Source organism: Myxococcus sp. CA005 (assembly GCF_006518205.1).
Lineage (GTDB): Bacteria > Myxococcota > Myxococcia > Myxococcales > Myxococcaceae > Myxococcus > Myxococcus xanthus.
The window spans coordinates 25038-37257 of the sequence record NZ_SRLV01000022.1 but is presented as its reverse complement, the minus strand read 5'-3'; the positions used below and the strand labels follow the sequence as shown (position 1 = coordinate 37257).

Annotated in this window: 14 protein-coding genes; 11 read left to right on the top strand and 3 right to left on the bottom strand. The window is 69.7% G+C overall.

Features of this window, described 5'->3' with window-relative positions:
- Positions 1–51 precede the first annotated feature (51 nt).
- The 3 genes from FMQ63_RS12355 (at position 52) to FMQ63_RS12345 (ending at position 2728) form a co-directional block, all read left to right on the top strand.
- On the top strand, positions 52–474 hold the full coding sequence (locus tag FMQ63_RS12355) for a type II secretion system protein GspG (RefSeq protein ID WP_011557307.1): 423 nt from the start codon (positions 52–54) through the stop codon (positions 472–474).
- A gap of 168 nt (positions 475–642) precedes the next feature.
- On the top strand, positions 643–2004 hold the full coding sequence (locus FMQ63_RS12350) for a universal stress protein (RefSeq protein ID WP_011557306.1): 1362 nt from the start codon (positions 643–645) through the stop codon (positions 2002–2004).
- A 136-nt stretch (positions 2005–2140) separates the two neighbouring features.
- Positions 2141–2728: a Fis family transcriptional regulator gene (locus tag FMQ63_RS12345; protein WP_011557305.1), complete on the top strand. Its 588-nt coding sequence runs from the start codon at positions 2141–2143 to the stop codon at positions 2726–2728.
- A gap of 9 nt (positions 2729–2737) precedes the next feature.
- Here FMQ63_RS12345 and FMQ63_RS12340 read toward each other — a convergent pair whose 3' ends face one another.
- Positions 2738–3148 carry a hypothetical protein gene (locus FMQ63_RS12340; protein ID WP_225909657.1) on the bottom strand — a complete coding sequence of 137 codons (411 nt, stop codon included), beginning with the start codon at positions 3146–3148 and terminating at the stop codon, positions 2738–2740.
- 189 nt (positions 3149–3337) lie between these two features.
- On the opposite strand from FMQ63_RS12340, the gene FMQ63_RS12335 reads away from it, so the two are divergent.
- Together FMQ63_RS12335 and FMQ63_RS12330 are read left to right on the top strand one after the other, a co-directional pair.
- Positions 3338–3805 carry a hypothetical protein gene (locus FMQ63_RS12335; RefSeq protein ID WP_026114269.1) on the top strand — a complete coding sequence of 156 codons (468 nt, stop codon included), beginning with the start codon at positions 3338–3340 and terminating at the stop codon, positions 3803–3805.
- Positions 3806–3955: 150 nt separating this feature from the next.
- A complete protein-coding gene (locus tag FMQ63_RS12330) occupies positions 3956–4384 on the top strand; it encodes a hypothetical protein (RefSeq protein WP_011557301.1) in 429 nt (142 codons plus the stop codon).
- 111 nt (positions 4385–4495) lie between these two features.
- Here FMQ63_RS12330 and FMQ63_RS12325 read toward each other — a convergent pair whose 3' ends face one another.
- Positions 4496–5158, bottom strand: a complete 663-nt coding sequence (locus FMQ63_RS12325) for an SCO family protein (protein WP_225888377.1) — start codon at positions 5156–5158, stop codon at positions 4496–4498.
- 243 nt (positions 5159–5401) lie between these two features.
- On the opposite strand from FMQ63_RS12325, the gene FMQ63_RS12320 reads away from it, so the two are divergent.
- Both FMQ63_RS12320 and FMQ63_RS12315 read left to right on the top strand, forming a co-directional pair.
- Positions 5402–6496 (top strand): LysM peptidoglycan-binding domain-containing protein, encoded by a 1095-nt coding sequence (locus FMQ63_RS12320; RefSeq protein ID WP_011557299.1) that lies wholly within the window; start codon positions 5402–5404, stop codon positions 6494–6496.
- A 201-nt stretch (positions 6497–6697) separates the two neighbouring features.
- A complete protein-coding gene (locus FMQ63_RS12315; protein WP_225909656.1) occupies positions 6698–8161 on the top strand; it encodes a hypothetical protein in 1464 nt (487 codons plus the stop codon).
- A 3-nt stretch (positions 8162–8164) separates the two neighbouring features.
- On the opposite strand, the gene FMQ63_RS12310 is transcribed toward FMQ63_RS12315, so the two are convergent.
- A complete protein-coding gene (locus FMQ63_RS12310; protein WP_011557297.1) occupies positions 8165–8938 on the bottom strand; it encodes a hypothetical protein in 774 nt (257 codons plus the stop codon).
- A 153-nt stretch (positions 8939–9091) separates the two neighbouring features.
- Between FMQ63_RS12310 and FMQ63_RS12305 the strand changes: the two genes are divergently transcribed.
- From FMQ63_RS12305 to FMQ63_RS12290, 4 genes are all read left to right on the top strand, one after another.
- Positions 9092–9517, top strand: coding sequence for a nuclear transport factor 2 family protein (locus tag FMQ63_RS12305; protein WP_026114270.1), 426 nt, complete (start codon positions 9092–9094; stop codon positions 9515–9517).
- A 395-nt stretch (positions 9518–9912) separates the two neighbouring features.
- Positions 9913–10776 carry a hypothetical protein gene (locus tag FMQ63_RS12300; RefSeq protein WP_020478867.1) on the top strand — a complete coding sequence of 288 codons (864 nt, stop codon included), beginning with the start codon at positions 9913–9915 and terminating at the stop codon, positions 10774–10776.
- 37 nt (positions 10777–10813) lie between these two features.
- Entirely contained in the window at positions 10814–11392 is a 579-nt protein-coding gene (locus FMQ63_RS12295; protein ID WP_011557294.1) for a YceI family protein, read from the top strand.
- Positions 11389–12207, top strand: a complete 819-nt coding sequence (locus tag FMQ63_RS12290; protein ID WP_011557293.1) for a ubiquinol-cytochrome c reductase iron-sulfur subunit — start codon at positions 11389–11391, stop codon at positions 12205–12207. The genes FMQ63_RS12295 and FMQ63_RS12290 overlap by 4 nt, the downstream gene beginning before the upstream one ends.
- Positions 12208–12220 lie beyond the last annotated feature (13 nt).

Here is a 12220-nt window from a genome sequence, read left to right as displayed (position 1 = left end):
GGTGAAGTCCACGCGCGCCTCGCGACCGGAAAGCGGCTATAGGAAGGGGTCATGAACGCCTCGTCTGACGAGCCCCCTCCGTCCCGCCGCTCCCCCGTGTTGTTCGTGGGGCTCGTCTTCGGACTCGGGTTGGTGGTCGCCGTCCTGGTGGGCGCGCTGAGCGGCTCCAAGGCCGTGCACGCCGACCGCATCCACCAGGACCTCGCCCTGCTGGAGGAGGCCCTGGGCCGCTACCGCGCGGACAAGGGCACCCTGCCGGAAGACGCGGACGTGGAGGAGCTGCTGGTGCCCGCGTACCTGCCCTCCGTGCCGTTGGACCCGTGGGGCCGGCCGTACCGCTACACGAGCAACGGCGAGGAAGTGTTCCTGTCCACCTTCGGCAAGAGCGGAGACCGGGGTGGCTCGGGCGAGGAGCAGGACCACACCAACCACGACGGGCACGCCGTGCCCAAGGTTGAGCCCGAGCGGACGTGACGTGCGGGCGGGCAGGCGCTGGGGCGTGCCCAGGCCCCGCGAGCCCGCGGGGGCGGTGTGCGCCGGGCCCTGGAGCGAGCCAGCGTAGGGCGGGTGCCCGCTTCCTGGCGTCGCCATGGCCACTGTTTCCTTCACGGGGAAGGGTCTTCCCGAACCTGGAGGGCAGCCATGGCCATCGTGTGCGTCACCAACCTGTCCCCTGAGTCCCTCGCGGCTGCCCACGTGGCGGCGGCCGTGGCGGGGCGGCTGCAAGAGTCGCTGCTGCTCCTGGGCGTCGCGGAGGGCGACGCATTCCTCGACGACGGCACCGGCGCGCTGGTCCTCACCCAGCAGCGGTTGGAGGCGGAGGCCGCGCGGCTCGAAACGCTCGCGAGGGTGGTGCACTACCGGCTGCAGGCGGGCACCTCCGCGGACGAAGTGCTCAGTGACGAGGAGTGCCGGCACGCGCGCTGGATTGTGGTGGCCGCGTCCGGCTGGCGCACCCCGGCGTGGCGGCGGGCCACGGTGCCCGAACGCCTGTCCCGTTACGGCTGCGCGCCGGTGCTGGCCGTGCGCAGCGACACCGCGCTGACCGACTGGGCGCGGGGCCGCAGGCGGCTGTTGGTGCTGGTGGGCGTGGACCCCGGCTCCTCCACCACGGGCGCCGCAGTGTCCTTCTTGCGCGAGCTGCGCCGGGTGGGGCCGTGTGACGTGCTGGCCACCTACGTGTGCTCGCCCATGGACGAACGGGAACGGCTGGGCATCCACAGCCCCGTGCACGTGGAGCTGCTGGAGCCGGCGCTGCAGGGCATGGAGGCGCTGGACCCCATCGTGGAGCGCGTGCTGCAACGCGAGGTGCGCGAGCAGGTGGGGGACCTGGTGGGCGAGGGCCGCGTGGAGGTGGTGCTGGAGCCCGGCTTCGGCCGTCCGGCGGACCACCTGATGCACGTGGCGCACACGCGCGGCGCGGACCTGATGGTGGTGGGCACGCACCAGCGCAGCGGGGTGAAGCGGCTGTGGCATGGCTCGGTGTCCGCGGGGGTGCTGCGGCACGCGGCGCAGTCCGTGGTGTGTGTGCCCCCCATGGTGCAGGCCCGGCGCGCGGACCGCCCGCCGCGAAGCGTGCTGGTGCCCGTGGACTTCTCCGAGGCCTGCACCAAGGCCATCTCCCATGCGCGCACGCTGGTGGGGCCCGGGGGCCGGGTACACCTGCTGCACGTCCACCGCCGCAAGCTGGAGGACCGCGGCTTCGCGGACCACTACGGCGTGCTGCCCGAGCCCGCCAGGGACAGGGACCAGGTGCTCCAGCGGCTGTGGGAGTTGGTGCCGCGCGACGAAACCGCCCAGACGGTGCGCTGGAGCGTGGAGGGTGTGACGGGCGAGGACGTGACGCTGGCCATCTGCCAGGCCACGGAGCGCGAAGGGGTGGACCTGGTGTGCGTGGGGACGTCCCTGGAGCCCTCGCGCCTGCGGGACGCCCTGGAGGGCGAGGTGGCCCATGAGCTGGTGACGCGTTGCCGCCGGCCCGTCATGGTGGTGCCCTCCGCCTGAGGCGGGTGTTTCAGACGGGGGATACCTGTCATCACATGAAAGGACTGTCAGGTGGTGGCGGCTCCGACGTGCCCGGTAGGGCACGTCTGCATTAGAATCTAGAAATCACGCATTTCCAGACGCAGGGGGGCCGCCGGTGACACCGCAGGGTTATCGTGAAGTGGAGCTCGTCTGTAACCGTTCCTCGCTGCTCCTCCATGGAGGTACGGAAGAGGAGCGGCGCTGCTGGGCGCAGGAAGCCGCGCGCAACTTCAACGTGGAGCTGGTGGAGGTGCGGCAGGCGGCCGAGCTGCCGCAAGCGCTCCGGCAGCCCAACGGGGTGGTGTTCATCCCTGACGTGGCGAAGCTGGGGCGGGACGCGCAGTTCGTCCTGCTGCAGTGCCTGCGGACGCAAGAGGAGCGGCCAAAGCTGGTGCTGGGCGTCTCCGGCTCGGCGGACGCGGCGCTGGCGCGCGGCACGCTGCGCGAGGACCTGCACTACCGTCTGCACAAGGCCCAGGTGGACTTGCAGAAGGACGGGCTGCGGGACGTGTTGAAGAGCCGCTGGGCGCAGCAGGCCGAACAGCTCGCGCTGAAGGCCGCCGCGGCCCGCGCCGCCGAGGAAGCGGCCCGCGAAGCGGCCATTGCCCGGCGTCCGGGTACGGTGACGCGCATCGCTCCCAAGCAGAAGAAGGTGAGCGGCGGCGCTCGAGCGAAGGCCGTGTCCAGGAACGCCGCCCGCTGAAGCCGCGCCTCAGTGCCGGTGCTTCTGCCCGCGCTTCGCCCTGGTGGCGGGGCGCGGCGTCTTCGCGGTGCCGCGCCTGGCGGCGGCGGCCTGTCCGGGCACGGACTTGCGGCCCACCTGATTGTTCGCTCCTGCCGCGGAGGCCGTCTTGGTGGACGGTGATTTGCGGCGCGCGGGGGCCTTCGTGGGCTTGCCACTCTCGATGACGCCGCGGGCCGCCTTGGCCGTGCGCCGCGTCCCCGTTGCCGCCGCCGTCTTCACGCGGCCGCGGGCCGGGGTGCCCCGAATCTTGGACTGGAGGTTGGCCACTCCCCGCGCAGTCACCACCGCGGTGCCCAGGAGGACCCGCGCGCCGCGCGTGCCTGCCTGGACGGCCACCTCCTTCACCCTGTCCACCAGCCCCCGCTTGGAAATCGCCATGGCGCGCCTCGTCTCCGTGACTGTCCTTCGCTGCCGCCAAAGGTAGTCACGGGCACACGGGCGTGAAGCCGTCCCCCTCCCTCTCCCGCACGCTGGCTCCGGCCATTCCAAGGTGGGCGGGAATGTGTGAAGCGGGGAAACTGGGCTAGAGTCCGGCGCACTGTCCCAATTCCTTCTCGGAGCAAGAGCATGTCCCAGGAAAACACCGGAAAGCCGAAGCGCGGCCTGAAGCGACCCATCGAGGTCGTTCGCGCGGAGCTGCTCAAGGATCCGGAGACGAAGAAGATCGCCGAGGCCGTGAGCATGAAGCTCGAGGACTACGTGGAGCTGGTCCTCAAGTACGCCCAGGACAAGGACAAGGAGGCCGAGGTCGCCGTCATCTCCGACGAGGAGCTGCGCCGCAACGGCTTCAACCCCCTCTCCTCCGAGGAGGCCGCCAACATCCTCATCAAGGGCATGAAGGGCGAGCTGCCCGGCTCCCCCCCGGACTTCGAGGCCTCCAAGTTCACCCAGGACAAGGCCTCCACCGCCGGCAAGCCGTCCCTCACCTCGCCTCCCGTGGGCGGCGCCGCCCCCACCGGTCCGCAAGATCCAGCCGCCCGCCAGGAACTGATGGATCAGCTCAAGAAGGGCAGCAGCGGCGGTAACCGTCCGTAATCCCTGGGACCACGGGCGGAGTCCGGTGGGGAAAATTCGACGAAAAAGGTGAGAGGAAACAATTCCCCACACGCACCGAGAATCCTCTCGAGTTTTCCTTCCGGCACAAATCTCCGCCTTCCAGGCATCTAGAATCCAAGGGGTACGATCATGGGCGCACTCAAGTCCGTTACGAACGTCATCAGCAAGGTCGCCAGCACGGTCAGCAAGATTGCCGGTGGCATTGCGAACATCGGCGGCAAGGCCATGGAGTTCCTCCAGAAGCCCCTGAGCTCGCTGGTGGACCCCATCGCCAAGTTCATCGGTGACAAGGTCGGCAAGCTGCCCCTGGTCGGCAAGTTCCTGGGCCCCACGGCGGAGAACCTGGTGAAGCAGGGCGCCGCGTCCTTCCTGGGTGAGGGCACGCTGGGCAGCCTGGGCTTCCTGTCCAAGATCGCCCCCAAGGTGCAGGACATCACCAACATCGCGCAGGCGGTCAAGGGCGCGGCGGACAAGGTCGGCGCCTTCGCGGAGAACCCGCTGGGTCTGCAGAACTTCCAGAACATCATCGCGCAGAACCACGCCCGCTTCGTGGAGTGATGATCCGCGCCTCTGGCGCGAACTGGTAGCAAGCCCCAGGGCCGGTCTCCCGCGAAGCTGCGGGGCCGGCCCTTCGGCTTTGCGGGCGACGCGGCCCCCGCGCGGCGGCGCTCAGTGCCCTGTCTGGGCCAGGCGCCGGGTGTCGCGGATGAGGCGCTCGGTGGAGTCGCTGTCCGCGCTGTCGTAGTAGCCGCGAATCTGCCCGGCGTCGTCCACGAGCACGAAGTGCGTCCCGTGGAAGATGGAGAGCAGGTCGTCCTCGGGCGCGCCGGGCTCTCGGCCCATGCTGACCTTGAAGCCCTGGACGATGGTCTCCTTCAACTGCTCGTAGTCGCCGGTGAGGAAGCTCCAGCGGGAGAAGTCCGCGCCGTGGCGCTCGCCATACTCGGTGAGCCGCTCCGGGGTGTCGTACTTCGGATCCACGGAGAACGACACCAACTGGAGCCCGGCGCCATGGGACGCGGTGGCGTCCTGCACGCCCACCATCTTCCGCGTGAAGGCCGGGCAGATGGTGGGACAGCGCGTGAAGATGAAGTTGGCCACGAAGGGCTTGCCCCGGAGCTGTGTGCTCCCGAAGGGCTGGCCGTCATGCCGGGTGAAGGTGAAGTCCGGCAGCGCGCCCAGCTGGGGCAGGGGCTCACCGCTCTGGCCGCGGATCAGCATGGCCCCCATGGTGGCGGTGACGCCAAGCGCGGCCACGGCGACACCCGCCCAGAAGCCCGGGCGCTGCGTGAGACGGGCCCGAGGGGCCGGAAGGACGGAGTCAGCGGACATGGCCCCGGAGGTAACGGAACCCTTGGAGTCACACAAGCGTGGCCGCTGGGGTGCGACATCCTGGCTACTTGGGGGGGATGATGTCACGAGTCTGTGACGACCCATCCCTTGTGTCACAATTTCGTGATTTCAGTGTTTTTGCATAAGTTTATACATAAATAACTGATCTTGCGGGGAAACATCCTCTCAGTCGTTACGAAAATGTGGGTACGTCGCCTCTCTGTTTTCAGGAGTCTGCCCCCCGTGACGATCTACTCCGTTCGCCGTGGCGATACCCTCAGCGCGCTGGCCCAGCGCTTCAACACCTCGGTGTCGTCGCTCGCGAAGAGCAACGGCATCTCCAACCCGGATCTCATCTACGCGGGGCAGCAGCTCCGCATCCCGGACGGCTTCGACGCGCCTCGTGCTTCGGGTGGCGGTTCGTACACCGTGAAGTCGGGCGACACGCTCAGCGGCATCGCGGGTCGGCACGGCACGTCGGTGGGCGCGCTGGCCAAGGCCAACAACATCTCCAACCCGGACCGCATCTACGCGGGCCAGCGGCTCACGATTCCGGGCGCGGGCGGCGCGGCGCCTTCCTCGGGTGGCGGTTCGTACACCGTGAAGCCGGGCGACACGCTCAGCGGCATCGCGGGCCGGTACGGCACGTCGGTGGGCGCGCTGGCCCAGGCCAACAACATCTCCAACCCCAACCTCATCTACGCGGGTCAGCGGCTCACGATTCCGGGTGGGGGCGGTGCGTCGCCCACCCGGCCGGCGCCGAACCAGCCGCCGGTGGGGGGCGTGGGTGGCCCGAAGCCGCCGACCGGTGGATCCGCCGGCGTGACGGTGCAGCAGCTCCGGGCGGTGATGCCCAACCTGTCCCAGGCGAAGGCGGAGCAGTACCTGCCCCACCTGAACCGGGCCATGGCGGAGGCGAACATCACCACGCCCATGCGCAAGGCGGCCTTCCTGGCGCAGCTCGCGCACGAGAGCGGCCAGCTCCGCTACATGGAGGAGATTGCCTCCGGCGCCGCCTACGAGGGCCGCAGGGATCTGGGCAACACCCAGCCGGGCGACGGCGTCCGCTACAAGGGCCGTGGCCCCATCCAGTTGACGGGCCGCGCCAACTACCGCGCCGCGGGCCAGGCGCTGGGCATCGACCTGGAGGGCAACCCCCAGCGCGCCAAGGACCCGGACGTCGCGTTCCGCATCGCCGGCTGGTACTGGTCGTCGCGCAACCTCAACACCTACGCGGACGCGGGCAACTTCCGCGAGGTCACCCGCCGCATCAACGGTGGCTACAACGGCATGGCGGACCGCGAGATGTACTACCGCCGCGCGCAGAACGTCTTCTGAGCCCGCGCTCCCAACGCGCGGTGCGGTGAAGCGGGGACCGTGGCCAGGGAGGCCCCGGTCCCCGTCGCGTTTCGGGCGAGCCCCATCCCGCCGGGGAGATGCCACGTCCATCCGGGGCGACCGCCGAACGCGCGTGGCCCCGGGAGACCCCCTGGTGTGCCGGCTGCATTGGACAGGCCGTTCCCACACGGAGCGCGTCCCATGCCTCGTATCGATTCGTCCGGCAGTTCCTCGTTGTCCACCATCGACACCCCCGCGGAGGCCGGAGCGGCGCCCCCGTCTCCATCGCGCGCCGCGGAGCCCCGCGCGCAGGCGTCCCCTCAGCGTAACGAGGTGCGCGCCTTCGATGGATCCGCCGCCAAGACGCCGGAGCCCTCGTCTCATGGACCCACGCCTGCTGGGGCGGGCCCCGCCCGGTCCGCAGGGGAGATGGTCGTGCTGGGAGGCTGGTCGCGCCCGGAGGGCTCGAAGGAGGCGCCCACGGACGTGCTCGAAGGCATCCGCGCGCGCCTGACGCGGAGCCTGGAGAACTGGACCGTCGGTGCCGACGACGTGCGGGCGGTGCACACCGCGCTGGGAAGTCTCCCGGCGGGCACGTACCGGGCCGCGCTGGAGCGCTTGCAGCAAGACGGCCTGCTGGGCGCATACGTGAAGGCGCAGGACGCGGGCTCGCGGCTCGCGTTCCTGGAGCAGGCGGAGTCGAAGGGCGCGCTCCATCGGCGCAGCGGGGAGTCGGGCCCGGTGGGCCCCCTGGGCTACCCGGCGGTGCCGGACGTCTTCGTCAATGACCGGCGGCTGCCGGGGGCGATGCGTGACGCGGTGAATGCACACGCCATCGACGTGGGCGCGGGCTTCTACCGGGCGCACACCGAATACCTCGGCCGGTATGCCCGCGCGGTGGATGGGGCCCAGAGCCTCCAGGAACTGGGTGCGCTGGGACCGCCACGCGCCGCGCACCTGTCCGAATCCCTCCTGGGCCTCGAGTGGAAGGACCCGTCGCGGCGGGACTACGAGGCGGCCTGGAAGGCGGGCATCGGCCAGCCGAAGACGCTCAACCTGACGGTGCAACACGTCAGCGCCCGGCAGCGGGAGCTCTCTGGGGAGCGCGCCGGGGGCACGGTGCAGCTTCACGGCAAGGTGGGTGTCAGCAGCGAGAGCGCCCAGTGGAGCGCGAAGGCGGCGCTCGACACCCGGGGACACGGGGAACTGAAGGGAGACGTGGGCGTCTCCGCGCGCGCGGGCCCCGTGGGCGTCGAGCTGTCACACGACAGCTCCGGCGAGACGGAGAGGAAGGTCAAGGTGAACCTGGGACTCGTGGAGCTCAGTCTGGCATCGGACGGCGAGCAGCGGGTCGCGGTGGGTGTCGGCTCGCTGTTCCAGGTGCACGCGACACTCAACGCGAAGAAAGCGGAGCTCGGGGGCGGCGTGTCAGCGAAGCTCAAGGCGGATGGGAGCCAGGCCAGCGCGGAGGCGGGCTTCTCCATGAAGGGCCTGACGGCGGAGCGGGCCCAGCAATCCTTCGGCCCAGGGCATCGGAACGTCTTCCAGCCGCCCGCCGAGCTGGCATCCCGCACGGCCTGGGATGCGCTGCCGGAGTCCACACGAGCGGCCTATGCGAAGGAGGGGTGGAATCGGGATGCGTGGACCCGGGCCTTGCCGCGCTGAGGATCAGGAATCCGCCTCGGGGGGCGGCAGGGGGCGAGGCCACACCAGGTAGCAGGCGATGAAGGGGAGGTACCAGGGCGCGGCCACCCACAGCCACGGCACTTTCGACGCCATCCGCGTCAGCATGAAGACGCCGCCGAACCAGAACAGGCCCTGGATCCCCAGGCCCAGGCTTCCGAGGTACTGGAGCGGGCGCGTCTTCGTCCAGGTTCCGAGGATGGCCAGTAGCGCGGGCGCGATGACGGGCAGTAGGTAGGGCGTCAGCAACGCACCCACATCGTCGAGCGTGCGGACATCCGGGAGGGCCATCAGGATGAGCTGCAACGCCAGGCAGAGGAGCGTGGCGGTTGTCGCCAGGATGGGCGAGCGGAGGAGGCGGGACGTGGGGGCCGCCGTCGTCGGCAGCCTCTGCTCACGCCGGGCCCGCTCCAGGGCGTCCGGGGGGACCTCCAGCGCATACGGGTAGCCCAACTCCAGCAGGGCCTCCACCGCCGCGGTGCGCACCGTGATGCCGGCGCTCCCCGTCAGGACACTGGCATCCCCCGGCAGCGTCATCAGGGACAGCAGGTAGTCCGTTCGCTCGCGCAGGGCCTCCGGGTCTCCAGCGGGACGCTGGGCAATCGCCGCGATGAGCGCGTCCACCTCCGAGGGGATGACGCCGGGCGAACTCAGGGCGTCCCGCAGCGCGGCCAGCGAAGGGGGGGCGGGAAGCGGCGCCAGGGATTCCACAAGGGAATCGCTCGTCGGCTCGGCGGGGCGGGTATGCGTGGAGGTCATGGCCGCGGAGACGTGAGTCTACCACCGGGCTCTGCGGCGAGTCCCCCGCGCGACCGTCCGGAGGGCGAGGGGCCGGGCCCTTCGGAGGGACATGTCCTCGAAGCGTGCGCACCCTTCCCCTGGGTGACTCTTTCACGAGGAGCGAGGCAGCGCATGGCGACGGAGCGAGCGCAGCGGTTCGTGGATGCACTGGCGAAGCTGGAGAAGGAGGGGGACCTGGAGGCCCTCGTCTCCCTCTTCAGTGACGACGCACAGGTGAGCAACGTGGCCTCGCCGCAGGTCTTCTCCGGCCAGGAGGGCGCCCGGCGGTTCTGGCGTGAATACAAGGGCACCCTCCAACGCGTGGAGTCCACCTTCCGCAACATGATTGAGGCGGGCTCCCGCGTCGCGCTCGAATGGGAGACGCAGGGCACCGCCCACAACGGCGCGGCGGTGGCCTATGAAGGCGTGTCCATCATCGAGTGGGATGGCGACCGGATCCGCCGCTTCTACGCGTACTTTGATCCGCACGCGCTCGGCCTGGAGCTGACCTCCGGCAACGCGCCGCGCTCGGAAGTCCCCGCCACCACCCCCGCGTGAGGCGTGAGGCCGCCCCGCCTCGGGGCGTCAGGTTGTTTCCTGTGAAGTGAGCCGCCGGGCTCGCCAGCCCGGACGTGCCCTTCACCCCTGGCCGGTGCTCGACACTGAGCCGTGACCTTCAGACACCTCCCGATTCCCAAGTGCGGACGCTACCGTCAGCCGCCGCGTCCCCGGACTGCCGACGCTGTCCGGACAGGGGGCCGCGGAAAATGATGCCGGTCCGCCGATTTTTGGGCGGTACCGTTCGACGCGGTGCGTTTTCCGGAAAGCCCGGACGCGATAGCGTTTGCTCCGTCCTCGGAGAAGGTGGGTTGGTGATGGTGTGGCGGAGGACACGAGCTCGGATGACCGGTCCTGACCCGGCAGTTTGCTTTGCGTCTACACGGAAAAGCCTGATGACCCGCTTTGCTGCCTTCTTCGTCGTCCTGTCGTTGATTGCCGCCCCCCACACCGCCTGGGCCCAGCAGCGCCAGACCGAGTCCGCGAAAAAGACCCGGGCGGTGAAGTCCTCCTCGAAGACGAAGGCCACGAAGACGAAGGCCGCGAAGCCGGTCAAGGCCACGTCGAAGCGCAAGCCCGCGAAGAAGGGCAAGAAGGCCACGCCGGCCGTGGATTCGAGGGGCGTGAACGCCCCGGAGCTTCAGGCCCAGCCCATGATGCAGGTGGAGCCCGCCAAGCCCCTGTCTGCGACGGACGACGCGCCCACCGTCCAGAAGAAGTCCGGGGAGGCCCCGGCGGAAGGGGGCGACTCGCTGGACTTCGACCTGCTGGAGCCCGCCGAAGCCGCGGCCGCCGCGCAGGTGGACCCGGACCTGGAGAGGCGCATTGGCCGGCGCCGCACGATGCTCAAGCTGCACCAGGGCCTGGGCTTCGCGATGGCCGCCGGTCTGGTCGGCACCACGGTGGTGGGCCAGCTCCAGTTCAACGACTCGTTCCGCGGCGGCGGTGATGACCGCAACCTGCTGGGCCTGCACCGGGGGCTCGCCATCGGCACGTCGGCGCTGTTCGCCACCGTGGGGCTGCTGGGGGTGCTGGCGCCGGAACCCTTCGAGAAGGAGTTCCAGTGGGACACCATCACCGTCCACAAGATGTTCATGGCGCTCGCCACCGTCGGCATGGTGGCGCAGATCGTCCTCGGCATCATGGCCACGGACCGTTTTGGCCGGCTGTCCGAGACGGACATGGCCACCGCGCACCAGATCTCCGGCTACGTGACGTTGGGCGCGGTGTCGGCCGGCGTCTTCACACTGTTCTTCTGAAGCGCATGCCTTTCGTAGTGGTTCCCTGGAGGTTGACGTGATTGCTCGACGAATCGCCCTGATCGCCACCCTGGTGCTCGCGCTGCCCGCAGTCGCGCAGTCGCAGGCCCGCACGTATAGCGTCAAGAAGGACGCCAGTTCGCTCACCTACAAGCTCAAGCACAAGCTGCATGAGGTGGTGGGCAAGGCGCAGCCCAGCGACGGCAAGGCCCGCCTGCTGCCGGACGGAACGCTCCAGGTGGCGGTGCGCGCCAACGTGAAGGACTTCGATTCGGGCAACGCCAACCGCGACGCGCACATGCTGGAGACGACGGACGCGGCCAGGTTTCCCATCATCGACTTCAAGGGCGTGGCCACCGGCGTGAAGCCGCCCACCAGCTTCCCGGCGAAGGTGCCGGTGAAGGTGAAGGGCCAGCTGACGTTCCACGGCGTGAAGAAGACCGTGGAGATTCCGATGACGGTGCTGTTCAAGTCGGAGAAGCAGGCGGTGGCCGAGGGTAGCTTCGACATCAGCCTGGATGCCTACAACGTCAACCGCCCGTCGCTGTTGATGGTGAAGGTGGACGACGTCCTGGTGCTGGAGCCCAAGCTGGTATTCGAGGTGGAGGGTACGTGAGTTCGACGCGACGAGGATTCCTCAAGGGCATTCTGGGAACAGGCGCGGCGAGCGCGGCGGCGACGACGCTGCCGGGCTGCGCGCCGGACATCAACCCCGCTCCGGTGACGGACGTCACGGCCAGCGAGCAGGGGACCGTGGACATCCTGGTGTCGCGCTATCCGGATTTGGAGCCCGTGGGCGGCGCGTTGACGGTCCGCGTTTCGGGTGAGCAGGTGCCGCTGCTGGTGGTGCACTCCAAGGACGACGGCGCGCCGAACGACTTCTCCGTGCTGTCGTCGTTGTGCACCCACGTGGGGTGCCCGCTGGGCTTCGACGGCAAGGACGTCATCTGCCCCTGCCACCTGTCGCGCTTCAGCGCCACGGATGGCGCGGTGCTCCAGCGGCCGGCCACCGTGCCGCTGCAGACGTTCGCGGCGGAGTACAACCCGAACACGGGCGTGCTGCGCATCAACCTGCGCGCGGGCCAGAGCGACTTCCCGGCCGCGGTGAACGGGCAGGTGGTGTTCCCGCTCAGCCAGTTTCCCCAGCTGCGTGACGTGGGCGGCTCGGTGACGGGGGTGCCGTCCGGGTACGGCAAGCGCATCTTCGTGTTCCGCTTGCAGGACGGCGCGCTGTCGGCGGTGGACTCCGTGTGCACCCACGCTTTCTGCGAGGTGAACTACCGGGAGCAGGAGGCGGACCTGTTCTGCGCCTGCCACGCATCCATCTTCACGCGCGACGGCGCGGTGACGCAGGGCCCGGCCACCCGCCCCCTCAAGAAGTTCACGGTGTCTGAGACGGGCGACTCCGTGGTGCTGACCGGCGTGGCGTGAGCCATGCGCCGGG

Excerpts from the sequence above, each read along its gene's own strand:
- FMQ63_RS12330 (WP_011557301.1), top strand. The coding sequence starts at position 3,956 with ATGGGCGCACTCAAGTCCGTTACGAACGTCATCAGCAAGGTCGCCAGC.
- FMQ63_RS12300 (WP_020478867.1), top strand. The coding sequence starts at position 9,913 with ATGACCCGCTTTGCTGCCTTCTTCGTCGTCCTGTCGTTGATTGCCGCC.
- FMQ63_RS12310 (WP_011557297.1), bottom strand. The coding sequence starts at position 8,938 with ATGACCTCCACGCATACCCGCCCCGCCGAGCCGACGAGCGATTCCCTT.
- FMQ63_RS12335 (WP_026114269.1), top strand. The coding sequence starts at position 3,338 with ATGTCCCAGGAAAACACCGGAAAGCCGAAGCGCGGCCTGAAGCGACCC.
- FMQ63_RS12315 (WP_225909656.1), top strand. The coding sequence starts at position 6,698 with ATGCCTCGTATCGATTCGTCCGGCAGTTCCTCGTTGTCCACCATCGAC.
- FMQ63_RS12325 (WP_225888377.1), bottom strand. The coding sequence starts at position 5,158 with ATGTCCGCTGACTCCGTCCTTCCGGCCCCTCGGGCCCGTCTCACGCAG.
- FMQ63_RS12305 (WP_026114270.1), top strand. The coding sequence starts at position 9,092 with ATGGCGACGGAGCGAGCGCAGCGGTTCGTGGATGCACTGGCGAAGCTG.
- FMQ63_RS12340 (WP_225909657.1), bottom strand. The coding sequence starts at position 3,148 with ATGGCGATTTCCAAGCGGGGGCTGGTGGACAGGGTGAAGGAGGTGGCC.
- FMQ63_RS12350 (WP_011557306.1), top strand. The coding sequence starts at position 643 with ATGGCCATCGTGTGCGTCACCAACCTGTCCCCTGAGTCCCTCGCGGCT.
- FMQ63_RS12355 (WP_011557307.1), top strand. The coding sequence starts at position 52 with ATGAACGCCTCGTCTGACGAGCCCCCTCCGTCCCGCCGCTCCCCCGTG.